Source organism: Stenotrophomonas sp. GD03654, assembly GCF_029845105.1.
In the GTDB taxonomy this organism is placed as follows: domain Bacteria; phylum Pseudomonadota; class Gammaproteobacteria; order Xanthomonadales; family Xanthomonadaceae; genus Stenotrophomonas; species Stenotrophomonas africana.
Genome location: NZ_JAOCLC010000071.1, coordinates 1 through 24,496, shown reverse-complemented (window position 1 = coordinate 24,496; position 24,496 = coordinate 1). Strand labels below are relative to the sequence as shown.

The 24,496-nt window shown below is 65.6% G+C and carries 23 protein-coding genes; 8 read left to right on the top strand and 15 right to left on the bottom strand.

All coding sequences use genetic code 11. The annotated features are described in order from the left end of the window. Positions 1–62: 62 nt before the first annotated feature. Entirely contained in the window at positions 63–731 is a 669-nt protein-coding gene (locus N5J73_RS20345) for a GAD-like domain-containing protein (RefSeq protein WP_049448570.1), read from the bottom strand. A 190-nt stretch (positions 732–921) separates the two neighbouring features. Here N5J73_RS20345 and N5J73_RS20340 point away from each other — a divergent pair, with 190 nt between their 5' ends. Further along, on the top strand, positions 922–2,358 hold the full coding sequence (locus N5J73_RS20340; protein WP_049448572.1) for a serine hydrolase domain-containing protein: 1,437 nt from the start codon (positions 922–924) through the stop codon (positions 2,356–2,358). A 189-nt stretch (positions 2,359–2,547) separates the two neighbouring features. Further along, on the top strand, positions 2,548–4,659 hold the full coding sequence (locus N5J73_RS20335; RefSeq protein ID WP_049448573.1) for a TonB-dependent receptor: 2,112 nt from the start codon (positions 2,548–2,550) through the stop codon (positions 4,657–4,659). Between the two features lie 45 nt (positions 4,660–4,704). Here the strand turns inward: N5J73_RS20335 and N5J73_RS20330 are convergent, their stop codons facing one another. The 3 genes from N5J73_RS20330 to N5J73_RS20320 form a co-directional block, all read right to left on the bottom strand. Further along, positions 4,705–5,223 (bottom strand): hypothetical protein, encoded by a 519-nt coding sequence (locus N5J73_RS20330; protein ID WP_049445690.1) that lies wholly within the window; start codon positions 5,221–5,223, stop codon positions 4,705–4,707. A 254-nt stretch (positions 5,224–5,477) separates the two neighbouring features. Beyond that, entirely contained in the window at positions 5,478–5,861 is a 384-nt protein-coding gene (locus tag N5J73_RS20325) for a nuclear transport factor 2 family protein (protein ID WP_049445574.1), read from the bottom strand. A 52-nt stretch (positions 5,862–5,913) separates the two neighbouring features. Continuing rightward, complete coding sequence (locus tag N5J73_RS20320; RefSeq protein WP_049445576.1) at positions 5,914–6,489, bottom strand: TetR/AcrR family transcriptional regulator; 576 nt, start codon at positions 6,487–6,489, stop codon at positions 5,914–5,916. 69 nt (positions 6,490–6,558) lie between these two features. On the opposite strand from N5J73_RS20320, the gene N5J73_RS20315 reads away from it, so the two are divergent. Then, a complete protein-coding gene (locus N5J73_RS20315; RefSeq protein ID WP_049445578.1) occupies positions 6,559–7,104 on the top strand; it encodes a thioesterase family protein in 546 nt (181 codons plus the stop codon). Between the two features lie 6 nt (positions 7,105–7,110). On the opposite strand, the gene N5J73_RS20310 is transcribed toward N5J73_RS20315, so the two are convergent. Continuing rightward, complete coding sequence (locus N5J73_RS20310) at positions 7,111–8,244, bottom strand: agmatine deiminase family protein (protein ID WP_049445579.1); 1,134 nt, start codon at positions 8,242–8,244, stop codon at positions 7,111–7,113. Positions 8,245–8,347: 103 nt separating this feature from the next. On the opposite strand from N5J73_RS20310, the gene N5J73_RS20305 reads away from it, so the two are divergent. Continuing rightward, entirely contained in the window at positions 8,348–9,232 is an 885-nt protein-coding gene (locus N5J73_RS20305) for a LysR family transcriptional regulator (RefSeq protein ID WP_049445581.1), read from the top strand. Here N5J73_RS20305 and N5J73_RS20300 read toward each other — a convergent pair. After that, entirely contained in the window at positions 9,207–9,995 is a 789-nt protein-coding gene (locus N5J73_RS20300; RefSeq protein WP_049445582.1) for an SGNH/GDSL hydrolase family protein, read from the bottom strand. The two genes, N5J73_RS20305 and N5J73_RS20300, sit on opposite strands and share 26 nt — an antisense overlap. A 49-nt stretch (positions 9,996–10,044) precedes the next feature. After that, positions 10,045–11,010: a DUF2268 domain-containing putative Zn-dependent protease gene (locus N5J73_RS20295; protein WP_049445585.1), complete on the bottom strand. Its 966-nt coding sequence runs from the start codon at positions 11,008–11,010 to the stop codon at positions 10,045–10,047. Positions 11,011–11,148: 138 nt separating this feature from the next. Between N5J73_RS20295 and N5J73_RS20290 the strand changes: the two genes are divergently transcribed. Beyond that, positions 11,149–12,132, top strand: coding sequence for a hypothetical protein (locus N5J73_RS20290; protein WP_049445589.1), 984 nt, complete (start codon positions 11,149–11,151; stop codon positions 12,130–12,132). Between the two features lie 13 nt (positions 12,133–12,145). Here N5J73_RS20290 and N5J73_RS20285 read toward each other — a convergent pair whose 3' ends face one another. The 4 genes from N5J73_RS20285 to N5J73_RS20270 form a co-directional block, all read right to left on the bottom strand. Further along, positions 12,146–12,466 carry a hypothetical protein gene (locus N5J73_RS20285; protein ID WP_164078579.1) on the bottom strand — a complete coding sequence of 107 codons (321 nt, stop codon included), beginning with the start codon at positions 12,464–12,466 and terminating at the stop codon, positions 12,146–12,148. A 118-nt stretch (positions 12,467–12,584) separates the two neighbouring features. Next, entirely contained in the window at positions 12,585–13,340 is a 756-nt protein-coding gene (locus N5J73_RS20280; protein WP_229302223.1) for a hypothetical protein, read from the bottom strand. A gap of 121 nt (positions 13,341–13,461) precedes the next feature. Beyond that, positions 13,462–15,924, bottom strand: a complete 2,463-nt coding sequence (locus tag N5J73_RS20275) for a prolyl oligopeptidase family serine peptidase (RefSeq protein WP_049445595.1) — start codon at positions 15,922–15,924, stop codon at positions 13,462–13,464. Between the two features lie 166 nt (positions 15,925–16,090). After that, complete coding sequence (locus tag N5J73_RS20270) at positions 16,091–16,420, bottom strand: hypothetical protein (RefSeq protein ID WP_005413891.1); 330 nt, start codon at positions 16,418–16,420, stop codon at positions 16,091–16,093. Positions 16,421–16,659: 239 nt separating this feature from the next. On the opposite strand from N5J73_RS20270, the gene N5J73_RS20265 reads away from it, so the two are divergent. Both N5J73_RS20265 and N5J73_RS20260 read left to right on the top strand, forming a co-directional pair. Then, positions 16,660–17,436, top strand: a complete 777-nt coding sequence (locus tag N5J73_RS20265) for a HipA family kinase (RefSeq protein ID WP_049445597.1) — start codon at positions 16,660–16,662, stop codon at positions 17,434–17,436. Then, positions 17,414–17,806 (top strand): DUF3037 domain-containing protein, encoded by a 393-nt coding sequence (locus N5J73_RS20260; RefSeq protein ID WP_049445598.1) that lies wholly within the window; start codon positions 17,414–17,416, stop codon positions 17,804–17,806. The genes N5J73_RS20265 and N5J73_RS20260 overlap by 23 nt, the downstream gene beginning before the upstream one ends. Positions 17,807–17,822: 16 nt before the next feature. On the opposite strand, the gene N5J73_RS20255 is transcribed toward N5J73_RS20260, so the two are convergent. From N5J73_RS20255 to N5J73_RS20245, 3 genes are all read right to left on the bottom strand, one after another. Continuing rightward, complete coding sequence (locus N5J73_RS20255) at positions 17,823–19,253, bottom strand: serine hydrolase domain-containing protein (RefSeq protein ID WP_049445599.1); 1,431 nt, start codon at positions 19,251–19,253, stop codon at positions 17,823–17,825. A gap of 64 nt (positions 19,254–19,317) precedes the next feature. Next, positions 19,318–19,806 (bottom strand): DUF4952 domain-containing protein, encoded by a 489-nt coding sequence (locus N5J73_RS20250; RefSeq protein ID WP_226053544.1) that lies wholly within the window; start codon positions 19,804–19,806, stop codon positions 19,318–19,320. A 63-nt stretch (positions 19,807–19,869) separates the two neighbouring features. Further along, positions 19,870–20,775: a LysR substrate-binding domain-containing protein gene (locus N5J73_RS20245; protein ID WP_049445601.1), complete on the bottom strand. Its 906-nt coding sequence runs from the start codon at positions 20,773–20,775 to the stop codon at positions 19,870–19,872. Positions 20,776–20,894: 119 nt separating this feature from the next. Here N5J73_RS20245 and N5J73_RS20240 point away from each other — a divergent pair, with 119 nt between their 5' ends. Further along, complete coding sequence (locus N5J73_RS20240) at positions 20,895–21,884, top strand: zinc-dependent alcohol dehydrogenase family protein (protein WP_049445603.1); 990 nt, start codon at positions 20,895–20,897, stop codon at positions 21,882–21,884. Between the two features lie 43 nt (positions 21,885–21,927). Here N5J73_RS20240 and N5J73_RS20235 read toward each other — a convergent pair whose 3' ends face one another. After that, positions 21,928–24,456 (bottom strand): membrane-bound PQQ-dependent dehydrogenase, glucose/quinate/shikimate family, encoded by a 2,529-nt coding sequence (locus tag N5J73_RS20235; RefSeq protein WP_049445605.1) that lies wholly within the window; start codon positions 24,454–24,456, stop codon positions 21,928–21,930. Positions 24,457–24,496 lie beyond the last annotated feature (40 nt).

Below are 24,496 nucleotides of genomic sequence, written 5' to 3'. Positions count from 1 at the left end.
CGACGCCTGACCGGAATGCAGCCGAGCATGGGCTCGGCTCTACATGATTCGAATTGATTGGATCACTTCCGGGCCAGCGGTTTAACATCAATCGCATAGCGTGGAAACGCAGGTGTGGCGAACTCTCTGAGCATGTGCAGGTGCGGCTGAATCTTTAGCTTGCGCACATTCTCAATGGTGATTTCTCCGCCGCAAACCAACGCTGGCTCAAAGCCAAACATCTCATCCGCCAGCAAGTTCCCACAAGTGTTCACAGCCCTATCGAAGAGCAGTTCTTCATCCCCATCCATCAGATCAAAATCGTCGAGCTCCGCGCAGGCGAAGAAGGCCTTGATGCCACCGTCCTGTCGCGCAAGAGACTTCGGCCTCAAACAGTTCTGAAGAGCAAACACTTCACTGCTGACTGGATCGATGTTCAAGCCCGCACCTGATGCTTCGCCGCACAGGTAGAGGCGTCCAAACCCGCTTCTGGCAAACACATGGTAGGTATCGATCTGTGTAAATGGAGTACCGGCCAACCACGCGCGCATCAGGCCGTCGTAGTCCTCGGGATTCACCGTCCACAGGCGTCCGTTGCCATAGTTCGCCCATCCATCCCGACGCCAATAGCTCAAGAGCGATTCGGGCAAGATGCCCGTCCACTTGGAGAAGCTGGTCTCTGGCACCGGATCGTGTTCAGTTGCCTCTCCGAAGCTCTCGATGAAGAGCGCGAAATCCTCATCCTCCTCCATTAACCCTCCCATGCAAGGCTATCTCGTCGGTTTGGACTGAGGCGTTCTTATATCTGGTGCCTCATCCGTCGCGAAGAGCTGTTTACGACAGGCCATTGGAAATTCACGCATTCACATAGGCGCCCGCCTCCGCTTGACCCGTCGACCGCCGCTGACCAACATGCGCCATCACCGCTGATGGATCACCGCGATGTGCCGCACCCTTGCTGCTGCATTGCTCTTCGCCCTGTTCGTTGCTCCGCTCGCTTCAGCGCGTGACCTCCCCTCTGGCCCCTCTTCCCAGCTCGACGCCCAACTGCAGGCCAACCGCGAGCGCTACGGCATCGCCGGCCAGGCGGTACTGGTCGCACACAACGGCCAGGTGCTCTATCAGGGCGCCAGCGGTGAACGTGATCCCGCTACCCATGCACCGGTCACCGTCGATACCATCTTCGCCGCGCAGTCGATGGCCAAGCTGCTGACCAGCACGCTGGTGATGCAATTGGTGGATCAGGGCAAAGTAGATCTGGATGCACCAGCCAGCCGCTATGTGCCGGACCTGCCCACAGCATGGCAGGCGATCCACGTGCGCGATTTCCTCAACCACAGCTCAGGTATCGGTGAGTACTACGACCGCGTGAACAACCGCTGGGTGAGCAAGGGCTACCTCGGTGTAGCGCCTGACCTTGGCGCTGCACTGAAGGTGGCCGGCGCGCCACCGATGCAGTTCGCCACCGGCAGCCGCGTGCAGTACACCCAGGCCAACTACCTGGTGCTGACCGCGTTGCTGGAAGCGCATTACCGCAAGCCCTACCCGGCCATCGCGCGCGAACGCATCCTGCAGCCGCTGAAGATGACCAGCACCTCATGGGGCGTTACCAGCGTGCCAGCCACGCGCGCGGCGGTGCCTTACATCGGCAAGGACGGCCAGCTGCAGCCGGCCAATGAAGATCCCTGGCCGGACTACGGTTGGGGCCATGCCGATCTGCAGACCACCGTGGGTGACATGAACCGTTTCCTGCAGGCGCTGGCGACTGGCAGGCTGCTGCGCACGGCGACCCTGGAAACACTCTGGCAGCCGCAGAAACTGGCCGGTGGCGGCAGCAATTTCTTCTCCACCGGCTGGGACACCACCCGAAGCGACGGCTACACCCAGGTCGGTCACGATGGTGGCACCCGTGTACGTGCGCGATTGGCCTACAAGGGCACGCTGGCCAGTGGCTACTGGGTATTCGTGTACCTGACCAACGGCAGCGCCCGCAATGTCTGGTCCAGCACGCTGGTGGAGAGCGCGATGGCGGTGGCCGCGCCACAGGAGTTTCCGCACGCTGTGCTGTCCGAGCGGTTGATCGGCTACGCGCTGGATGACATCGCCGATGCGAAACCGCTGATGCATAGCTGGCTGCGCGACAGCAATGGCGTTCCCACCGGCGAACTGGAACGCGCGATCAATGCCGATGGCTACGCCATCCGCGAAAGCCTGGGTGCACGCAAGGCACTGAAGGTGTTCGCGCTCAACGCCGAGCTGTATCCGGATTCGGCCAACGCGTGGGACAGCCTGGCCGAATGCCATGCGGCGCTGGGCGATGCAGATATTGCCAAGGCGCTGTACGCGAAGGCCAAGGCGCTGGCGAAGCCTTCGCGGTAAACCGTAGAGCCGAGCCCATGCTCGGCTGTTCTTCGTGGCGATCGCAGAGAACCCGCGCTGCGCGCGATAGCCGAGCGTGGGCTCGGCTCTACAGGGCCACCACAGGTGGCCATACGCAGGTGGAGGGTGACGTGGGGGCCACCGACCTGTTAACTTGCGCGCCACTTTCGTGGTTTACAGCATTTCCGCATGTCGCTCTCGTCGTACCGTCCCACCCGATCACTGTTGTTCCTGGCCGTTTCCCTCGGCCTAGCTTCCACCGCCGCTGCGGCCCCGCAGGCCACCACGCTGGATGCCGTGCAGGTCACCGCTGCCACCGATGCCAGCGCTCAGGCGCGCGAGGCGTTGAAGCGGGTGCCCGGCGCCAGCAACGTCATCGACGTGGCCAAGGCCGGCAGCCGACTGTCCAGCAGTGCCGATGTGCTGGCCTACCAGCCGGGCATCAGCGCGCAGTCTCCGGGCAACGAAGGCACCAAGATCTCGATCCGTGGCTCGGGCATCAACCGCGGTCCGGGCGCGCACGCCTCGGGCATCGCTGTGTCGATCGACGGTCTGCCACTGACCAGCCCGGGTGGCACGCCCTACGAGCTGCTGGAACCGCTGTGGCTGTCGCGCGTCGAAGTGCTGCGCGGCGCCAACGGCTTCGAGCGCGGCGCGCTGGCGCTGGGCGGTGCCATCGACTACGTCAGCCGCAGCGGTCGTGATTCGGCGGGCGTGCAGCTGCACTACGAAGCCGGCAGTCGTGGCTACCAGAAGCACGGCATCAGCTGGGGCGGCGTCAGTGGTGATGTCGACTACTTCCTGGCCTACACCGATACCGAATTCGACGGTTACCAGCGTCATGCACGCGGCGACGGCAAGGGTGCGATGGCCAACATCGGCTGGCAGATCACCCCCGACCTGCAGACGCGTTTCTTCGTGCGCTATCGCGAAACGAATCATGAAACGCCCGGCCGCCTGACCCGCGATCAGATCCGCAACGATCCGCGTGCCGCGAACGCGGCCAACCTGGCCATCGATGCGCGTCGCCCGCAGCCGGGCAGCACCTGGGTGGGCAACGTCACCACGCTGCAGATCGATGAGGACTCCTCATTGCAGGCCGGGCTGGTCTATCACACGTACCCGATGGACTTGAACGAGAGCCTGTACCGGCAGCAGCTGGACTACGCCAACCTCAACGCCACGCTGGACTATCGCCGCCGCCACCGGCTGTTCGGCCTGGACAGCGAGACCACGGTCGGCCTGCGCGTCACCCACGATCTGGACGCCGATGTGCGCGAGTCGCTGCGCTTTGCCAGCAACGGCTACGCTGCCAGCACGCGCACGCGTGACTTCCGCCACCACGGCACCGACAGCACGCTGCACGTCAGCAATACCCTCGCCTTCAATGAACGCCTGCGCATGCAGACCGGGCTGGCACTGATCAACACCCGCCGCGAGGTGCAGGTGACCTGGCCGAGCAGCGGCGGCCGCCTGCGCGACCATGTCTGGGACTACGCGCCGCGACTGGGTTTCACCTGGCAGCACAGCGCGCAGACGCAGTGGTTCGGCAACCTCAGCCGGTCGGTGGAAGCGCCGCATCCCTGGTCGATGATCTGGGGCTCGAACCAGTACTTCGGGCCGGGCAATGGCCCGTCCACCGGCCGACAGCGCGCGCCGGTGCCAATGCAGAACCAGACAGCCACCACGCTGGAACTGGGTGCGCGCGGTGACGCGGCGCTGGGTCGCTGGGAACTGACCGGCTACTACGCGCACGTAAACCACGAACTGCTCAGCGTCGAACTGCAACCGGTGCCGAACCTGTTCATCGCCGAGAACAACGCCAGCCCCACCGTGCACCGCGGCATCGAAGCCGGATTGGACAGCACGCTGTGGCAGGCTGCACCGGGCCGTTTGTCGCTGCGCCAGGCGTACACCTTCAGCGATTTCCGCTACCGCCACGACGCGCGTTTCGGCAGCAACCGCCTGCCCGGCCTGCCGCGCCACGCGTATCAAGCCGAGCTGCGCTTCGATCATGCATCCGGCCTGTACGCCGCGCTCAATACCGAATACGCCTCGCGCATCGCCGTGGACTACGCCAACAGCTACTGGGCCGACAGCCATGTGATCTTCGGCAGCCGCATCGGCTACGACGCACCCGGTGGCCGCTGGCAGGCCTGGGCCGAGCTGCGCAACATCGGCAACCGCCACTACGCCGCCACGGTCACGCCGGGCTACGACGACGCCGGCAAGGATGTCGCGCGCTCGACCCCGGGCGAGGGCCGTGGCGTCTATGCGGGCGTGCGCTGGCGCTTTGACTGATTGCCACGGGCGGCGCCGGTGTGGCCCGGCGCCGTCGTTCCAGGGTCAGCCGATACGCCAGGCCGGCAGGCGTTCGCTGCGCTTCCAGATGGAAGGCGCGAACCCAATCAACGCCAGCGCCGCCAGCCACTTCGGTGAAGTATTGAGCAGTGTCGAGGTGAGCGAGCCATCGACAGGGGCGGCCATTTCCTGCCACGGGTTGTAGCCCAGGTAGACGACGCTGCCAGCCCACCACAGCAACGCCAGGCCGATGCCCACCAGCAGCAGGGCCAGCGTGCGGCAGGTCCAGCGCTGCGAGGTGGTACCCCACTCGCGGGACACCGCTACCAGCAGCCCCACCACCAGCAGCGACACCAGTGCAACCAGGCCGATATCGACCTTGTGCCCGATACGCTCATAGCTGCAGGCGCGGCATTGTGCCTCTTCCGCGGCAGTGGCGGCTTCGGCGCCATCGGCCTGCCCGGCTGCGGGCTGTGCCAGCGCTGCAAACGGCATCAATACTGCCAGCAGCGTCACCATGATCCAACGAAACAACGTCCTGTTGCGGTGTGTAGCGACGTCCATGCGCTTTTCCTCATTCGTGGTGGTTGACAGCCGGCCACATACCTTGGCCTTGGCGCGGATCATAGCGCAGGGCAGGCCAGGAACGAAAAACCGAGCTCGGCCATCCACATGCGCCGCTACAGCCCGTGGAGCCTGGAAGCTCAAGAACCTGATACAGCATGCGGACATCCTTGCCGGGCACGCGTGGGCGGTGTTGCGCGGATTCTACCGCGGTCGGGGCCGCTGTCCAGACGCCGGGCCGAGGCCATCGATCATCAGCTGCGGTCGACGATCCGCACGATGCGACCATCCTCAAAAGCGAACTCGCTGTGTCCCTGCAGTGCCAGTTCCGTGCCCGCGCTGGGACCCTCGGGAATGTCCTGCGCGAACACGCCACGCCAGCCGATGCTAGCCAGCGCCACGCCATCCTTGAAGGTCAGCTCGAGCAACCGCTGCTCGCGCTCGCGGAACAACGGCGCCGATTGCCGTGCCAGTTCGCCGAAGGCATCGATGCCTTCGGTGACCATCGTCAGCTGGCTGCCGCTGTGGTTCTCGAAACGCACGTTATGCGCCAGCACCGCCAGCATGGCCTCGATGTCGAAGCGGTTGTAGGCCTGCAGGTAGTGCTCGATCAGGTAGCGGCAGTGCGATTCGTCCATGGCGGCGTCCGGTCAGGGCCTGCGCCGAGTCTCCCGCGAGCGTGCCGCCGGATCAAGGAGGCGCGGTGGCCTTCAGCAACTGCGCGGCCACCTGGTCGAACGGAGCGATGTCCTGCAGTGCGCGGCTCATCGCCACCGCACCCTCCACGCTGGCAATCACCAGACTGGCCAGCCCGCCCGCGGCGGCCGGGTCGTGGCCATCGGCGACGAACGCTGCGGCCAGATGGCCCTGCCAACGCACGAACACCTCCGCAGCGGCCGCCCGCGGTTGGCTGGGCACCGCCTCCACCGGTTCCTCCACGGCAGCAGCCAGCACCGGGCAGCCGGCACGGAACCCGGAGCGCAGCAAGCGCTCGCGCCACATCGCCAGGAACTGCTGCAGGCCCTGCACTGCGCCGCCGTTCAACAGCTCCACCAGCAGCGCCTCCACCTTGTCGCCAGCCATGCAGGTGGCGCGCGCCAGCAGCTCCTGCTTGCCGCCGGGAAAGTGATGGTAAGTGGATCCCAGCGGCGCCTCGGCCAGCTTGGTCACCTCACGGATGCTGGTGGCATTGAGGCCCACGCGTGCCAGCATCTGTGCAGCAGCATCAATCACGCGTTGAGGCGCATCAGAGGGTCGCGGGCTCACGGCCGGCTCGTTGCCAGGACAGTCGTCATAGATTAGCGTGCCGGCGATTCTATAACAGTCGTCATAACCATGAATCTCTGGTTCCGCCTGCTCCACCTGCTGCTGTGCAGTCTGTTCCGGCCAAAGCTGGAGGCCCCGTTCGGGGTCTCGCGCCTGCAGTTCCGGGTGCTGCCCAACGACCTGGACAGCAACCTGCACATGACCAACGGCCGCTACTGGAACATCTTCGATCTGGGCCGGCTGGACCTGATCCTGCGCATGGGCCTGGGCCGGGTGGCGCTGCGCGAGAAGTGGGCACCGATCGTCGGCGCCGGCACCATCCAGTTCCGCCGCGAGCTGAAGCCGTTCCAGCGCTTCACCCTGGAAACGCGCCTGGTGGGCTGGGTCGGCTCGCGCGGCATCATGGAGCAGCGCGTGCTGATCGGGTCAGAGCAGAAGATCGCCACCCGTGCGCTGCTGGTCACCGGCATCTACGACCGTCGCGCACGTCAGTTCCTGGGCATGCCGAAGATGATGGAAGCGATCGACGTGGTCGCCCCACCCTCGCCACCGCTCAGTGCAGCCGCCGAGGCGCTGCTGGCCGCCGATGCGGCATTGAAGCAGGACGATGCCTGAGGCACCTCAGCCTACCTTTGGCATGTTCTTGGTCACGCAATGGATGCCGCCACCGCCGCCGACGATCGCATCGATGTCCACCTGTTCGATCATGCGACCGGGATACAGGTCTTCCAGCAGTTCACGGCAGTAGCCATCGGCTGCGTTGTCACCAAACTGCGGCGCGACCACCGCGCCGTTGATCGGCAGGTAGTTGATATAGCCCGTCGCCAGATCATCGTTGCCGCGGGTATGCACGTTGTCGCGCCCGTCCAGTGGCGGCGGCAGCGTGTGCACCTGCAGGCGGCGGCCATCGGCATCGGTGGCCCCGCGCAGAATGTCCAGATGCTCGCGGGTCAGATCGTAGTCGTAGGACTCCGGATCGTTGTCCAGGTTGGCGATCACCACGCCGGGGCGAACGAAGCGCGCATAGAAATCCACATGCGCGTCGGTGATGTCTTCGCCGGCAATGCCGGGCAGCCAGATCACCTTGCGCAGGCCGAGGTGGTGCTTCAGCTCGGCCTCGATATCCGCGCGCGACCCGTCCGGATTGCGGTTGCGGTTCACCCAGCAGCTTTCGGTGAGGATCGCGGTGCCATGGCCATCGACTTCGATGCCACCGCCCTCGCCCACCAGATCGCTTTCCAGCAGCGTTGCGCCGGTCACCTGCGCCAGCCACGGTGCCACGGCACCATCGCTGCGCGCGCTCTGCTTGCCGCCCCAGCCATTGAAGTTGAAGTCGACCAGGCCCAGTCCGCCCTGGCCATCGGTGACGAAGCAACCGCCGTAATCGCGCACCCAGATGTCATCCAGCGGCACTTCGAGGAACTCGATGTTGTCGCGGCCGCAGCGGTCCTGCGCCTGCTTCCGCTGCGCCGGCCGGCACAGCACGCTGACCGGCTGGTGGCGGGCGATGGTGCGGGCCAGCCGGGCCACGGCGGTGTTCACCGCATCGGCCTGCGCGCCCCAGACCCGAGGCTGCGCGGCGAAGGCGAGGAAAACGCGTTCCTGCGGACCGTGCTCGTCCGGCATACGCCAGACACCCGCGCCCGGCCCCGCTGCGGAGACGCGAGCCGGCAGCCCCGCCAGGCCGAGGGCGGCCAGCCCGCCAAGGCCAGCGGCGCCTGCCAGTTGGGTGAGGAAATGACGACGGCTGCTCATGACGGGCTCCAGGGCCGGTGGGATGGAGGCCACGCTGCGCTTGCCGATCCATAAGAACAAACGATAGATTCAGCGATCAATTGAACAGATTTACTAATTCGAAATGCTCAAGCATTGGCCACCGCTGAACGCGCTGCGGGGTTTCGAAGCCGCCGCCCGCCTGGGCAGCTTCCACCGGGCGGCCGAGGAACTGCACCTGACCCAGTCGGCCATCAGCCAGCAGATCCGGGGCCTGGAGGCTTCGTTGCAGCAGCCGTTGTTTTTCCGGCAGGGCCGCAGCGTCACCCTCACCGACGCCGGCATCGACCTGCTGGAAACCACCCAGTCGCTGCTGCGACAGCTGGCCAGTGGCATCCGCCGGCTCGATCAGTACCGCAAGCCGAATCAACTGATCGTCAACACCAGTCCAGCCTTTGCCCGGCATTGGCTGGTACCGCGACTGGCCAGCTTCCACCGCCTGCATCCCGACGCCGACCTGTGGTTGCTGACCAGCGAGGAGGCACCGGATATGACCACGCAGACGCTGGACGTGGCGGTACGCGATGACCTCGACTCACAGGCGCAGTGCCAGCATCGCGTGCTGCTGCAGGATCGCCTCTTTCCGGCCTGCCATCCAGCCCTGCTCGCCACGCCGGTGCACGAACGCCTGACCCTGCACGGCGAGCGCGAGATGGACTGGAGCCAGTGGCAGGTACAGGGTGGCGCCGATGTCGGCCAGCGCCGCGAGGGCATGAATTTCTCCGAGCCCGGCCAACTGCTGGATGCCGCGTGCGAGGGCCTGGGCATCGCGCTGGTCAGCGAGCTGCTGGCGGCAAGCGCCTGCGAAAAGGGCCTGCTGCAGCCGCTGGATGAGGCACGCGTGCGCGGCCCGCGCTGGAGCTGGCTGGTGCATGAAGACAGCGCAGCCGATCCGCTGGTGATCAGCTTCTGTGAGTGGCTGCTGGCGAGCCTGCCCGCGGGAGCTACTTCTGCTGCAGCGCGCGCTTGACCGCCGCTTCGGCCAACGGCGCCATCACCGCATAGCCCTTTGCCGTTGGATGCACGCCGTCGTCGGCCAGCTGCGGATCCAGCCCTCCAGCGGCATTGGCCATCGGCGTGTAGTAGTCCAGATAGACCAGCTGCTGCGCATCGGCATAGCGCTTCAATGCCGTGTTCAATGCGCGCACCTTGGGCGCAGGTGCCGTGCCCGGCAGCCACGGGTAATCGCTGACCGGCAGCACCGATGCCAGCACCACGGCGATGCCATGTGCACGGGCCAGGTCCACCATCGCCTGCAGATTGTCTTCGATCATCGCCTGCGTGGACGGGCCGGTGTTGCCGGCGATGTCGTTGGTGCCGGCCAGGATCACCACCACCTGTGGCTCCAGTGCCAGCACGTCCTGCGGGAAGCGCACCAGCATCTGCGCCGTGGTCTGGCCGCTGATGCCACGGTTGAGCCAGCCCTTGCCGGGGAAGAAACCGGCACTGCCTTCTCTGCCCCAGCCTTCGGTGATCGAGTCACCGAAGAACACCACGCGCGGCTGGCCAGGCACCGCCGCAGGCAGTCGCGCATTGGCGTCTCGGTAACGCTGCAGTTCCGGCCAATCGGCCAGTCGCTGCTGCATGAAGCGAACCTCGTCGGGGCGCAGCTGGTCGATGGGCGTCTGCAGCAGCGGATTGACTGCGACGGTTTCTGCGGCAGCCAGCGGAGAAGCCAACGCGAGGCCCAGCGTCACGACGGTTGCAGCGGCAAGCTCAACAGGTCCACGCATGCGGGTACTCCTGAAATCATCTTCCGCAGTCTAACGCCATGCCCAGTGCTCAGCGTGCTGCCGTACGCGCCGCCACACCCGTGACTTTCGCCGGCATCCACATGCCCGGCGTCCAACCGCTGGCGGCCAGAATCGTCTTCGGGTTGTCCTGCTGGATCAGCGCACGCACCGCATCACGCTTGTCCTTGGCCTGCAGGTAATAGGCCTTGGCGATGCGGTAACCCACCCAGTAGCCCAGGTCGTAAGGTTCCTGCGAGCCCGGCTTGTAGTTGTACAGCCACGGCGACAGATCGGTGCTGTCCAGATCCAGCGCGAAGGCGCTTTCGATATGCACTTCCCGGCCACGGGTCCAGGCCGCGTGGCGACCGTTGCCGACGTTGCCGGAGATCAGCTCGGCGATGAACTCGGCGATGCCCTCGCCCAGCGATACACGCAGCACCGTCGCATGCGGGTCGCCCGGCTCGAAGTCGGTCAGGCCGGTCTGCTGGATATGCACGTACTCGTGCGCGATCACGTGGACGAAGCGATCCTGCACATTGGGATTCATGAAATCGGCTGCGCACAGCGCTTCCAGGCCGATGATCACGCCGCTTTTCGAGGTCAGCCCGACCGGACGGCCACGGCCGACCGCGATGGTCACCGGCGGAAACGCGGCCTGCGGGTAGATGGCCTGCAGGTTGGAAAACACCTGCGTCAGGCGTTGTTTCACCGCCGGCAGTTCGGCCAGGCAGCGTCGTCCCTGCGCATACAGTTCCGGCTGGTTGGCGATGGACTCGGCAATGCGCTCGGGGGTGACCCGGCGTGCCTTCGCCAGCTCGGCCAGGCCCGTCGAACCCTCGGCCATGTATCCCCGCAACTGCGCAACGCTGGGTTTACTGCCAGCGCTGTCATAAAGCGCGTAGAAACGACTGACATCCTCGGTGACGATCTGTGGCCCGGCCGGAACCGCTGCCGTGGCCACGCCTGCCGCCCCGGCACAGGCCAGGGCCAACAGGCCGCGCAGAATCATGGACATCGCTCCGTCCTTGGTGGAGTGCATGCGAAGCGCGCAATCTATCACTCCGCCCGGCCCACCGCAGCAGGCGGATGCGGGCGCCCCGGCGCTGTGCCAGACTCGCTTCGGCACCTGCCACGGAAGATGGAGCACCCTGCGATGATGATCGTTCCCGCCTACTGGGCCGAAGCCCGCCTGCAGGCCCGTTTCCGTGGCCGGCCGGTGGTGGTGCGCCGCTTCGGCTGGTCCGACGAGGGCCCTGCCGAGGCGCAGGTGCATGCCGACCGCCGCGCCAACGAAGCGCTCAATGCCATCCTCGCCGGACAGGCGCTGCCGCGCCGCGAAGTGCGCAGCAACTACGGCGTGGAGGGGGTGCCGATCCGCGAGCAGATCGTGCAGCGCGACGGCGACGTCGTCATTACCCGCAACAGCTATGGCGCGCTGTGCCTCAACAGCCCCGACGTGCTGTTCGCCGACATCGACCATGCGCAGCCGCCGGCTGGCTGCGTGATGCCTGCAGTCATCGCCGCAGCGCTGCTGTTCGCTGGTGCCATCGTCGGCACCCTGCTGTGGCACTGGCTGGTGGGACTGGTACTGGGCGTGGCGGCCGTCGTGCTGGTGAATGGCGCGATGCTGATGCAGCGCAAGCGGCGGCTGGCCGCCGCCGGTGGCGCCGAAGGTGTGGCGCTGCAGCGGATCGCGACCTTCAGCGAACAACACCCCGACTGGCATCTGCGCGCTTACCGCACGCCTGCGGGACTGCGCGTGCTGGCGATGCATGCCACCTTCTCGCCCGAGGACGAGCAGCTGCAGGCGTTCTTCAAGGCACTGGGCACCGACACCTTGTACGCGCGCATGTGCCGACTGCAGCACTGCTTCCGTGCGCGGCTGACACCGAAGCCGTGGCGCGTCGGACTGCGTTATCGCATCCGCCCGCCGGTGGCCGCCTGGTCAGCCGAACAGGCCAACAATCCGGATCGACTGGCCTGGATTGCCGAGTACGAAAAAAAGAGTGCCGGCTTCGCCGCGTGTGCCTATCTGCGCAGTTTCGGTGATACCTCCCGGGTGCATGCCAAGGCCGAGCATGTGCGCGACCTGCATGACCGGCTGTCGCACGCGCAGGATCGCCTACCGCTGGCGTGAGTGCAGCAGACGCTCAGTCAGCGCCCTGCACGAACGGCTGCCCTGCCAGGGTAGTGCCCAGCCGCACCGCGACCTGCTGCCCGCCCTTCTCGAAGGTTGTCGCGCACTGCTTTCCGCCCTTCTGGCATCCGACTTCCGGAAAGCCCTCAAGTGACTCGGGGGCGCCCTGTGCCTGACTCGCCTGCCAACCTGCCGCATCCAGCAGGCGCTTGGCCTTGGCGTAAGGCATGCCGGCGACAATGCCCAATCGGGTCAGCTCGGCAGGAAACGACTGAGCATATGCCGTTGAAACCAGGGCCAACGACAACGTTGCAGCAAGGAGAATGGCTTTCATTGCACCGACCTGGAACGAGCGATCGGGTCCAGCCTAGATCATTTGCGCGGCGTGCGAATGTGCCGGTAACACGTCGTTACCGAGTCTCCACAGTTGATTGCAGAGCATCCACGGATGATCAATCTGCCGTTTCATTGCGCTGGGTTCCACAACGCAGCGCCTCCGAGGCAAGATCGCCGCGTAATCGGTTCTGAAACCAAGCGATCTTGAAGCGTTCGCGTGTGGGTTCTCCCGCAGGTAGCAGCCCCATCAATGCATCGCTCAACGCCGGACGCCACTCTTCCTGAGCACCTTCCAGATCCTGCTGATCGAAGTCCGCCGACGACAGGCGCTTCCATGGCAGCATCATCGTGTACTGGGAGGTGGAGACCAGGACGGTATCCGGGCGGCCCGGCCGGGATACGACCACGGTCATGATGGGATAGTCATCGGTCCAGAGACCGTTGAAGTGTTTTGCAACGCGCTCCTGCAGACCCTGCCCGGCCAGAGCTTGCCTTGCCCAAGCCTGCTGCTGGGCAAACGAGCATGTGGCCGCCGGCATGCTGCGCAGCTCCGGATCCAGCTTCAGTATCGCGGGCCGGTCCAGCCGCGAAGTGATCAGATCCACCGTGGCGTCCCTGGTCAACGGTGCTGCCTGCAGCGCGGCCTCGAACGCTGACAGCGCACCGATCGGCAGAAGCACCGGCAAGCGCGGCTGGACGTTGGGCGCGTCAACCACCTGTACACGGGTGGTCAACCCATAGGCATCGCGCCGGATGACCCAGCGCTCAGATACAGAACCCCAGCCAGACCACTCGTACGTCACGTGCACGCTCATCCGTGGCTGGACCGCCATTGCCACGGGAGAAATCAACAACATGGCCAGCGCCAACATCCTTGCCTTCATGAGACTTTCCTATCTCTGTCGAACAGCAGCCGAACATGGCCCGGCTCCGCAGGATGCAGGAAGGCCGCCCGAAGGCGGCCTTGTGCAAAGCAGTCGAGCAAGCTCGACGCTACTTGGCGTTCTTCACGTAGGTGTCGAACCAGTTCAGCATTTCCGCCACCAGCTGCTCGTTCGATTCCAGCGCGGTGTACCAGTGCGGTTCGTTCGGCAGCATCACCAGGCGGGTGGTGCCGCCGTTACCGCGGATCGCCTGGTACAGCTTGCGCGACTGGAATGGCTCGGTGCCCGGGTTGGCGTCGTCCTCGCCGTGGACCAGCAGCAGCGGCAGCTTGATCTTGTCGGCATAGAAGAACGGCGACGCCTTCAGGTACACATCCTGCGCCTGCCACACCGAGCGACGCTCGTTCTGGAAGCCGAACGGGGTGAAGGTCTTGTTGTACGAACCGCTGGTCGCCACGCCGGCCTTGAACAGCTTCGTGTGCGCGATCAGGTTGGCGGTCATCAGGCCACCGTGGCTGTGACCGGTCACGCCGATGCGGTTGCGGTCGACCACACCCATGTCCACCGCCTTGTCCACCGCCGCCTTGGCGTCGGCTTCCAGTTGCTCCAGATAGGTGTCGTAGGCGTTCTTCGGGTCACCCACGATCGGGAACGAGGCGTTGTCGATGATCGCGTAGCCGGCCAGCAGCATCAGGCGGTACGGCTGCAGACGGGTGAAAGTCTGCTGCGAACCGGACACCTGGCCGGCCTGCGCGGCGTTGGCGAAGTCGGCCGGGTACGCATACAGGATCGCCGGCACACGCTGGCCCTCCTTGTAGCCCGGCGGCGTGTACAGGGTGAACGACAGGTCCACGCCGTCGGCACGCTTGTAGGTCACCAGCTGCTTCTTGATCTGGCGCACTTCCGGGGTCGGGTCAACCAGCTTCGTCAGCGCGGTCGCGGTGGACGCGAACTGCGCCTCGCCGATCTTCGCGTCAGCTACTGCTTCGCCCTGCTGACGGATGAAGGCATTCGGCGGATCGATCACCGACTGGTGCCAGGTCAGGTAGCGGCCCGGCGTGTTGCTGAAGCCGAGGAACTGTTCGTAGGCGTCTGCACTGCTGCGGAACAGGCGCTCGCTCTTCAGCGTGCCCAGATCCAGGCGGTCCAGGAACGGACGGTCGCCCTGCGGCGAGGCGCCACGGCCACTGAGGAACACATGGTCACCCTCACGGCGCACGACCTGCGCGCCATTGGGAAGGCGGGTGAACACCAGGTTGCCGGGGTTGGCGTACAGCTCATCGCTGGACATGTCCCACAGCAGGCGCCCTTCCTTCTTCGGTTGGTCCACATCGACGATGCGGGTCTGCATCCAGTGGCGGTTCTCGTCGTTCTCGAACTGGAACGCCACGGCCGGATCGGCGGTCCACGCGAAGCCTTCGAAGCGCTGCGCGGTGCGGGTGATTTCGGTCGGCTTGCCGTTGAACGGCGCCTTCAGCATCAGCACGCGATCACGATGCGGCACGCTCACCTTCCAGTCGCCCTTGTCCAGCGCTTCGGCATAGACCAGGGTGGCCGGATCGGTGGCACGCCAGTCGAAACCGCGCGGGCCTTCCGGTACGCCGTGCACCGGCACGCGGTCGGCCAGCGGCAGGCTGGCGATCGGCGTGCTGCGGCCATTGCTGATGTCCAGCACGGCCACGTCGTTGGCGAAGCGCTGGTAGGTCACCGCATGCGAATACGGTGCTTTGATCGACTCGGTCAGTACATGCACGCCATCGGGTGCAGCGCTGACGTCGTTGAACAACGCCGGCTGTCCCACCGGACGCACGCTGCCGGCGGCAGTATCGACCACGGCCAGCTGCGAGGCGCCGTAATAAGCGAACAGCTTCTCGTCATGCGCGCTGGTCAGCGTGTCGCGGGCTTCGTAGGTGCTGCTCTCGCCGCTGCTGCCCAGCGACTCCTGCGCGTCCGGACCAGTCGGCACACCGCCATTGGACGGCGCCGGGCCCTGGTTGGCTGGCACCAGTTTCACCAGCAGGTTCTGGCTGCCGCCCAGCCACTGCACGGTGTTGCCAAAGATCGGGTTCAACTGCACGTTCGGAATCTGCTTCACCTGCCCGGTGGCCGCATCGCCCACCCACAGCTGCACGCTGGTATCGACCGCATTCTGGAAGGCGAAGTGGCTGCCATCGGCCGACCACAGCGCACCGGTGGCGCAGCCCTGCGGCAGGTTGACCTTGGTCTCCTTGCCACTGCCGATGTCGACCAGGGTGAAGTCGGCCACGCAGGCCGGAATGCCGTAGCCGCCTGGGGTGTCATGGCGGCTGCGGTTCTTCGGCTCCAGGCGCACACCCGCCAGCTTCAGGTACGGCTGGGCAACGCGGCTGATCGACGGGTAGGTCTGCGCAGTGGTCAGCAGCAAGCGGTGGCCACCCGGGGCCACGTTCGGCGCCGGCGGCGGCGGCGCCTTCAGCACCTTGAGCAGGTGTTCCGGCGGCTTCGCGTAATCAGCGAAAGCCGGTCCAGCGGCCAGCAGGCCGACGGTGGCAACGGCAACAGCCGCCGCCAGAGAGGTTCGACGGATCAGCATCCTTATCCCCTGAGTGTGAATGAGTACCCGGCATCGGGCATGGACCCGAATCTAGCACCGCAGGGGTTGTCGTGAATGGGCCGGAAGGGCTAGTGGCCGGATGGGGCAAAGTGCGTCCCAGGGAGGTGCCGGGGAACTGCCGGCACCTGCCAGGCCTGGACTGGCACTACTGCTGCGCGTGCAGGTCCCAGGTGGCCAGATAGTCGGGGTCGACCACGATCATGCCACTGGTGCGCATGCGGTACTCCCCGGGCTCGGCTGGCTGGTACTGGTCCAGCATCGGCGGCAGATAGCGCTCGTGGCCATCATTCTCGTCGGCCAGCACCACGCCCTCGTCGGCGCTGATGCGCAACACCGTGCCGGCGTACTGCTCCAGCCCCTTCACCTGACCGTCGCCGCCATAGCGGGTGACCCCGACCAGTACAACCTTGCCGATCATTTCTTCCGCCTTGGCATCGTCCAAGGTCGGCAGAATGGGAGTGAATTCGTCGCTCATCGGTGCACCTCCGTAGCCTGCAGGACATCGTGGATGAGGTTTCCGCTTCGCAGTGCGCGTCGCTGGCAGCCGAGCAGGTACCCAGCCTGGAGCCTCTGCATCGAGAGTGCCAGTACGCTCATGAACCCAAGGGTTCCTGTAGCAGGATGCTGCCATCGCAGGCGGAAGGGACAGGTGAAGGCCGAAATCGGTCCACGCCGATCAGAGGGTTGCACCTGCACCCACGCTAGAATGCATGCATGCGCACCGTACATGCCCTCCGCTACATCACCCCCTTGCGGGAAGGTGGCTCCCTGCCGGCCGTGGTCGAGACCGACGACGACGGCATGGCCGTGCTGAAGTTCCGTGGCGCCGGCCAAGGCCCGAAGGCGCTGATCGCCGAGCTGATCGCCGGCGAGATGGCGCGCTCGCTGGGCCTGCCGATTCCGGAAATCCTGTTCGTCGAGCTGGACCGCGAGTTCGCCCGCACCGAGCCGGACCCGGAAATCCAGGAGTTGATCCGCGCCAGCGAGGGCCTGAACCTGGGCCTGGACTACCTGCCCGGCGCGATCAACTACGACCCGGCAGCGATGCCGGTGGATGCCGACCTGGCCTCGCGCATCGTCTGGTTCGATGCGTTCACCAGCAATGTCGATCGCACCACCCGCAACCCCAACCTGATGGTGTGGCATCGAAAGCTGTACCTGATCGACCACGGTGCGGCCATGTACTTCCATCACGACTGGTCCAACGCCGGGGATGCCTGCGAAAAGCCGTTTGTGCTGATACGCGACCATGTGCTGCTGTCGTTCGCCAGCCGCATCGCCGAGGTGGATGCCGAGCTGGCCGCGCGCCTGACCGATGCCGAGATCGAGCGCATCGTCGGCCTCGTGCCGGACAGCTGGCTGGTCAATGAGCCGGCATTCGACAGTCCCCAAGCCTACCGCCAGGGTTACATCGATTATCTCAAGCACCGCCTGAAAGTGCGTGCGGTGTTCGTGCAGGAGGCCATCCGTGCCCACGCTGCACACGTATGACTATGCGGTCATCCGCGTGGTACCGCGGGTGGAACGCGAGGAGTTCATCAACGTCGGGGTGATCGTCTCCTGTCCTGGCGCGCGTCATCTGGAGGCGGCCATCGAGATCGATCCTGCGCGCCTCCAGGCGTTCGCGCCGGCGTTGGATCAGGAGGCGCTGCAACCGTGGCTCGATGCGATCGTAGCCATCTGCCGTGGCGACGCCAGCGCCGGACCGATCGCACAGCTGCCTGCGCGCGCCCGCTTCCACTTCCTCACCGCCAAGCGCAGTTCGGTCGTGCAGATGTCGAGCACGCATGTGGGCCGCACGGCCGACCCGGCGGGTGTGGTGGAACACTTGATGACGAAGATGGTGCGGGTGCCGGAATGACCGGCACCTGCCGCGTTCACAGCGGCACTCTACGCGCGATGTAGTTGACCACGTTGCCGATCGCATCCGGATCGACATTGGCCAGGCCAACGATCACATAGCCCTGTGCGGGCATCACCACGATGGCACTGTTCGATCCGGGCGCACCGCCTTCATGGCCATACTGGTGTTCCCTGCCCTCGCCCTGCACCACGAAGCCGAATCCATACCAGCCCTTGTGGTTCTGCGCGGTGGTGGCCTGCTTCAGCAATGCGGGCGAGACCAGCTTTCCGCTTTGCAGTGCCCCGGCGAATTTCACCATGTCGGCCACCGTGCTGTAGCCACCACCGGCTGACATGCCGCGCCAGGGCAGCGACTTCGTTTCACGGACCCATTGCCCATCCTTCTTCGTGTAGGCGACGGCTCGCTGCGGGACGTTCACTGTTTCCGGCTCGAAGCCGGTGCCGGTCATGCCCGCCGGGCGCAGGATGTGCTCGTCCACATAGGCGTAGTACGACTGCCCCGAAACCGCTTCGATGATGCGCCCCAATACGATGAAGCCATAGTTGGAGTAGCTGTCCTGGCTGCCCGGCGTGAACTGCGGCGCATCCTTGGCAAAGCGCTGCACGTAGTCATCCAGCGTCTTCAACGACGCGGAATACTGCTCGAAATCGTCGCCGAAGAAATCACCCAGACCGCTGGTATGTGACAGCAGATGGCGTACGGTCACGCTGTTGGCGACCACCCTGTTCGGATAGTCCGGCAGGAACTTGCCTATCGTGTCATCAAGGCTGAGCTTGCCCTCCTGCATCAGTTGCAGGAGGGCCACTGCAGTGAACATCTTGTTGGAGGACGCAAGGCGGAACTGCGTATCCACGCCCACTGGAATGCCAGCGGTACGATCGGCCTCGCCACCGCGCCAGTCCAGCAGCACCTTGCCGTTCCGTGCCACCTGCAATGCACCCGACAGCGCGTCCTGCGCCCGCAGCGCCTCCAGTTTTGCTGTGGCATCGGCCATCAGCGCGGGCAAAGCAACCCGTTCCGGCTTGTACTTGTCCGGCGTATCAGTGCCCTCGATCTGGAACAGCTTCACGTGCGACGGGTTAGCCGGGTCCATGACCGCCGTCACCCACATCGCACGTTCGCTCAGCTGGCCCATTACCAGCAGCTTCGCCTGGCTGGGCGCGCGCTCGAGTGTTTCCAGCACGTTCAGCGGGCCGGTGCTCTCGCGGAACTCGAGATAGTCCTTGGGAGTGCTGCCCTCCTGCTTCGCATATCTGTCGGCAAATGCCTGCAACCCCTCGAGGCTGCCTGCATTGAAGGCCGCAAGCCAGTCATCGATGGCATCCTGCGCACGTGGATGTTCGCGCTCGGAAGATGCTGCGCCAACTGCCGGAAACGCCGATGTGGCAACCAGGATCAAACAGGCCAACGCATTGCAGAGAAACAGGCGTCCAACAGCCTTCATGGCAATTCCTTTGCGGGCATCCCTGGGCGCATCCTAGACGATGGATCGGCCCGCCGCATCCACGCTAGGGACTCTGCCGCAACACCTCGACGGTGACGTTGAATGCCTCGATGCGCGGCCATTCGTCCCGTTCGTACGGCAGCGACTCCACCCCCATGCCGATCTGATACCGCACCGTATCCGGGCCGTCACGCCAGTAGTACGGCGCGCCATTGCTCCAGCCGCAACAGACGTAGCGCAATGCAGGCATGCCAAATGTCTCGCGCAGATAGGCTTCCACCTGCGCCGCCTGGGCACCTGAAACACGATAGTGGGCTTCCATGGGTTTGATGTAGGACGCGTCATCCTGGCTGCAACCTACATACTGCAGTCCCGGAGGCTTCCGGCCCATCGCCTGCAGGAAATCCTGGCATTCGATATCAGGTCGCGCCAGGCCATCCGTGCGCCCTTGCACCTCCCACTCGGCCAACGCCTGCGCAGGTGTCTGCTGCGCAAGCACGCTGGCGCTGGAAAAGGACGCCAGCAGCAGGAAGCGGGTGGCATGCTGCGGCAACGGGAGAGAGATCACGGGGCGAGTCCTTCGCATGGGAACACGGGAATACTGATCGATGCCACGCTATCGCCGTGCCATCGACTGCTCAGTGAAACGCGCCACGCAGAAGTCCAGGAAGCTGCGCAGCTTGGGGGTCAGCTGGCGGTCGCGCGGATACACCAGGTTGATCCAGGTCGATACCGGCACATGGTCCGGCAGCACTTCCACCAGTTCACCACGTGCCAGCGCAGCGGCAAGCATTTCGTAGGGCTGCAGGATCAAGCCCAGACCACCCACGGCCGCTGTCAGCAGCGGCTCGGCCTGGTTGACCATGAAGCGGCTGGACACCGGGACGGTAAGCACGCTGCCATCGGCATCGCGGAAACTCCAGCGCGTGCGGATGATCGAATGCGCGAAGCCCAGGCACTCGTGCCGGCTCAGATCATTGGGATGGGTGATGGCCGGGCGCGAAGCCAGATAGTCCGGCGAGGCACACAGGACCAGCGGATACGGCCCCAGCCGCCGTGCCACCAGCCCGCTGTCGGCCAGGTCACCGGTACGGAACACCAGGTCGTAGCCGTCCTCGACGATGTCCACCAGGCTGTTGGACAGGTTCAGATCGACCTGCACATCCGGGTACTGCTGCATGTAAGCCACCACCGCCGGGCCGAGCGCGTGCACGCCGAAGGTGACCGGCGCGCTGATGCGCAGGCGCCCCATCGGCCGTCCACGCGCCACTTCCGCCAATTCCTCGGCGCCCTCCACTTCCTCCAGGATCACCCGCGCCCGCGCCAGGTAGGCCTGGCCGAAGTCGGTCAGGCTCTGCTTTCGCGTGGTGCGGTTGAGCAGGCGCACGCCCAGATGCTGCTCCAGCGCCTGGATGTGCTTGCCGACCAGCTGCGGCGAGAGATCCAACGCGTCTGCGGCGGCGGCGAAGGAGCCGACCTCGGCCACCTTGGCGAAGGTCCGCAGGGGAACGATCAGGTCCATTGCAAACAAATGTTTTCCAATGAAACACCAGATTACCCCTTATTCTGGTTGCAGACTACGCGCACAGTAGCGCTCACCCTTTCGCCGGCGCCCTCGTCGGCCCTTCCTCGGAGTCCCCCATGAGCCAGGTTGTCCGCATCCACGAATATGGCACCGCCGATGTGCTGCGCATCGACGATATCGACGTTCCCGCCCCCGCCCCTGACGAAGTCCAGATCCGGGTGAGGGCGATCGGCCTGAACCGCGCCGAGGTGATGTTCCGCAACGGCGCCTATCTGCAGGAAGCGCAGTTCCCCAGCCGGCTGGGCTACGAAGCGGCCGGCATTGTCGAAGCGGTCGGCAGTGCGGTGAGCGGCTTCGCAGCAGGCGATGCGGTCAGCGTGGTACCGCCGCTGGACATCGCGCGCTGGGGCACCTACGGCGAGCTGGCCAATGTGCCGGCTCGACTGGCGGTCAAGCACCCGCAGGCGCTGGACTTTGAAACGGCTGCTGCGGTGTGGATGCAGTACGTCACCGCCTGGGGCGCGCTGCTGGAGCAGGCGCACCTGTCCGCCGGGGATTTCGTCATCATCACCGCTGCCAGCAGCAGCGTTGGCCTGGCCGCGATCCAGATCGCCAATGCGGTGGGCGCCACGCCGATCGCGGTCACCCGCGGCCCGGGCAAGCGCCAGGCCCTGCTCGATGCCGGTGCCGCCCACGTCATCGCCACCCAGGAGCAGGATCTGGTGGCCGAAGTGGCGCGCATCACCCGTGGCGCCGGCGCCCGCGTGGTGTTCGATCCGATCGGTGGCCCGCAGTTCGTGCCACTGACCGAAGCGATGGCACGTGGCGGCATCCTGCTGGAATACGGCGCGCTGAGCAGCGAACCCACGCCGTTCCCGTTGTTCAATGTGCTGGGCAAGTCGCTGACGCTGAAGGGCTATCTGTACTCGGAAATCGTCTCCGACGATGCCGCGTTGGCCCGTGCCAAGGCATTCATCGTCGATGGCCTGGACAAGGGCACGCTGGCGCCGAAAATTGCCAAGGTGTTCCCGTTTGCGCAGATCCAGGAAGCACACCGTTACCTGGAATCGAACGAGCAGATCGGCAAGGTGGTGGTCACGGTGTAATCCCGTGTCGTGCAATGGAGGCGGCCCACCGCCCCCATTGCGGTTACCTCGGCAACGCAAACGCCATCACGTAATCGCCGTTCGGGGTTTCCATGAAATGATGGCCGCCAGCCATGATCACCACGTACTGGCGCCCGCCCTGCTCGTACACCATCGGATTGGCCTGGCCGCCCGCGGGCAGCTTGGCATGCCACAGTTCCTTGCCGGTCTTCAGATCGATGGCACGCAGCAGGTCATCGGTGGCGGCGGCGATGAAGATCAGGCCGCTGGCGGTCACCACCGAACCGCCGTTGTTCGGCGTGCCGATCTCGATCGGCAGGCCGGAGCGGATGCCGAACGGTCCGTTGCCGCGCGCACTGCCGAACGGACGGTCCCACAGCAACTTGCCGGTGCGCAGATCGATGGCACGGATGCCGCCATAGGGCGGCTGCTTGCACAGCAGGCCGGTGAACGGCAGCCGCCAACCGGCGTTGACCTGGATGCCATACGGCGTGCCCACCTGCGGGTCGCCCGCGCCTTCGGCACCGCCCTTGTCGAACCGGATCTTCTCGCGTGGCAGCCAGCCCAGCCGGTCAGCCTCGGCACGTGGCACCAGCCGGTTGTAGTTGGGCATGTCGTTGTAGTTGGCCACGATCACGCCGCGGCGCGTATCGATGGACACGCTGCCCCAGTCCGAGCCACCGTTGTAGCCGGGGTACTCGATGGAATGGCGCTCGCTGCTCGGCGGCGTGTAGAACCCTTCGTAGTACGCCTTGCGGAACTGGATGCGGCAGACCAGCTGGTCGATCGGGGTGATGCCCCACATGTCACGCTCGGTCAGGTCATATTCGCGACGCAGCGTGTGGTACAGCGAGAACAGCTGGGTGGGAGAACGCTGCTCGGGTTCGACGCCGCCGACCGGTACCTTGCGCTCTTCGGCGGCGGTCAGGAGCTGGCCGTTGCGGCGATCAAGGATGTACATGTCGCCCTGCTTGGTCGGCAGCAGGATCGCCGGCACCTTGCCCGCCGCCGTCGGGTAGTCGATCAGGCTGGCCTGCGACCCCAGGTCGTAGTCCCACACATCCTTGCGCACTGCCTGGAAATGCCAGACCGGCTTGCCGGTGGCCACGTCGATCGCCACCAGCGATGTCGCGTAGCGGTTCTGGTTCTCCGTGCGCGAGCCACTCCAGTAATCGCCCGCGGCATTGCCCAGCGGCAGGTAGACCAGGCCCAGCGCCTCATCACCGGTGGCCGTGGTCCACATGTTGGGCGTGCCCCGCGTGTAGGTCTGCTCGCGCGGTGGCAGACCGCTGCGCTCGGGCTGGTCCATGTCCCACGCCCAGCGCAGCTTGCCGGTGATCGCGTCGTAGGCCTGGATCACGCCTGAGGGCGCATCGCGGCGCTGCCCGTCCAGCACCTGATGACCGGTCACGATCACGCCGCGCACGATGGCCGGCGGCGAGTTGATCGACACGTAACCCGGTGGCACCTCGCCCATGCCCAGGGTGATGTCGACCTGGCCGTTGTTGCCGAAGTTGGCGCAGGGACGGCCGCTGTCCGCGTCCACCGCGATGATGCGACCGTCCAGCGTGCCTTCAATGATGCGCGCCCAGCACGTTGGACGACTGCCCGGCGCAGCGCTGCGGGTGACGCTGGGCGGCGGTTCCGGCAGCGCCAGATCAGCGGCGACATCGGCCAGTGCCGCGTCGGCAAGGGTCGGCATGCTGGGCTGCTCGTAATAGCTCACACCACGACAGGCAGCGGTATAGGGAATCGAAGCATCCTTTACCTTTGGATCGAACCGCCACAGTTCCTTGCCGCTGGCAGCATCAAGCGCGATCAGGCGGTTGCGTGCGGTGCACAGGTACAGGCGGTCGCCGATCTTCAGCGGCGTGGTTTCGGCGCCCCAGCGCTTCTTCGGCATATCGCCGGTACGGAACTGCCAGGCCGGCTGCAGCGTGGCCACATTGGCCGGGGTGATCTGCTGCAGCGGCGAATAGCGGGTACCCACATTGCTGCGGCCCCACGCCGGCCAGTCGCCCTCGGCGGGCTGGTCAGCCGGCTGCAGGCCCGTGGTATCGCGCGTAGGTTCCAGTCCGGCGCTGATCGCGCCTTCCGGGAACGGCTGATGCCCATCCACTTCACCATGCGGCGCGAAAGCCAGGCCGAAGGCGGCCACGAACACCAGCATCAGCACGCCCGCCACGCTGCGCGACAAGCGCTTGGAGACCGGCTCGTGCAGAGTGGGCGCCAGCAAGGCCAGCGCGATGCCCAGCGCGGTCACCAGGCCCAGCCGCGGCACCCAGCGCCAGTAGTCGCTGCCCGACTCCCACCAGGTCCACAGCAGCGTACCGGTGAACACCAGCGCATACAGCAATACACCGCTGCGGCGGTTGCCGAACAACAGGATTCCGCTGGCCAGCAGGCCGAGCCCGGCGATGGCGTAGTACGCCGAGCCGCCAAGGCTGAGCAGCCACGCACCGAGCCCGCCGATGACCAGGCCGAGCACGACCAGCAGCAGCGACAGCACGGTGACAAGGGGGTGCCGGGAGGCGCGAACGGGAGCAGGAGCGGACTGCGGCGTGGCGGACATCGTCGATCTCCGGGGGCAGCATGCGCCGTTATCGCACCGC

Bases quoted from the DNA above. Each gene is read 5' to 3' on its own strand.
- N5J73_RS20345 (WP_049448570.1), bottom strand. From the start codon at position 731: ATGGAGGAGGATGAGGATTTCGCGCTCTTCATCGAGAGCTTCGGAGAG.
- N5J73_RS20340 (WP_049448572.1), top strand. From the start codon at position 922: ATGTGCCGCACCCTTGCTGCTGCATTGCTCTTCGCCCTGTTCGTTGCT.
- N5J73_RS20335 (WP_049448573.1), top strand. From the start codon at position 2,548: ATGTCGCTCTCGTCGTACCGTCCCACCCGATCACTGTTGTTCCTGGCC.
- N5J73_RS20330 (WP_049445690.1), bottom strand. From the start codon at position 5,223: ATGGACGTCGCTACACACCGCAACAGGACGTTGTTTCGTTGGATCATG.
- N5J73_RS20325 (WP_049445574.1), bottom strand. From the start codon at position 5,861: ATGGACGAATCGCACTGCCGCTACCTGATCGAGCACTACCTGCAGGCC.
- N5J73_RS20315 (WP_049445578.1), top strand. From the start codon at position 6,559: ATGAATCTCTGGTTCCGCCTGCTCCACCTGCTGCTGTGCAGTCTGTTC.
- N5J73_RS20310 (WP_049445579.1), bottom strand. From the start codon at position 8,244: ATGAGCAGCCGTCGTCATTTCCTCACCCAACTGGCAGGCGCCGCTGGC.
- N5J73_RS20305 (WP_049445581.1), top strand. From the start codon at position 8,348: ATGCTCAAGCATTGGCCACCGCTGAACGCGCTGCGGGGTTTCGAAGCC.
- N5J73_RS20300 (WP_049445582.1), bottom strand. From the start codon at position 9,995: ATGCGTGGACCTGTTGAGCTTGCCGCTGCAACCGTCGTGACGCTGGGC.
- N5J73_RS20295 (WP_049445585.1), bottom strand. From the start codon at position 11,010: ATGTCCATGATTCTGCGCGGCCTGTTGGCCCTGGCCTGTGCCGGGGCG.
- N5J73_RS20290 (WP_049445589.1), top strand. From the start codon at position 11,149: ATGATGATCGTTCCCGCCTACTGGGCCGAAGCCCGCCTGCAGGCCCGT.
- N5J73_RS20285 (WP_164078579.1), bottom strand. From the start codon at position 12,466: ATGAAAGCCATTCTCCTTGCTGCAACGTTGTCGTTGGCCCTGGTTTCA.
- N5J73_RS20280 (WP_229302223.1), bottom strand. From the start codon at position 13,340: ATGTTGGCGCTGGCCATGTTGTTGATTTCTCCCGTGGCAATGGCGGTC.
- N5J73_RS20275 (WP_049445595.1), bottom strand. From the start codon at position 15,924: ATGCTGATCCGTCGAACCTCTCTGGCGGCGGCTGTTGCCGTTGCCACC.
- N5J73_RS20270 (WP_005413891.1), bottom strand. From the start codon at position 16,420: ATGAGCGACGAATTCACTCCCATTCTGCCGACCTTGGACGATGCCAAG.
- N5J73_RS20265 (WP_049445597.1), top strand. From the start codon at position 16,660: ATGCGCACCGTACATGCCCTCCGCTACATCACCCCCTTGCGGGAAGGT.
- N5J73_RS20255 (WP_049445599.1), bottom strand. From the start codon at position 19,253: ATGAAGGCTGTTGGACGCCTGTTTCTCTGCAATGCGTTGGCCTGTTTG.
- N5J73_RS20245 (WP_049445601.1), bottom strand. From the start codon at position 20,775: ATGGACCTGATCGTTCCCCTGCGGACCTTCGCCAAGGTGGCCGAGGTC.
- N5J73_RS20240 (WP_049445603.1), top strand. From the start codon at position 20,895: ATGAGCCAGGTTGTCCGCATCCACGAATATGGCACCGCCGATGTGCTG.
- N5J73_RS20235 (WP_049445605.1), bottom strand. From the start codon at position 24,456: ATGTCCGCCACGCCGCAGTCCGCTCCTGCTCCCGTTCGCGCCTCCCGG.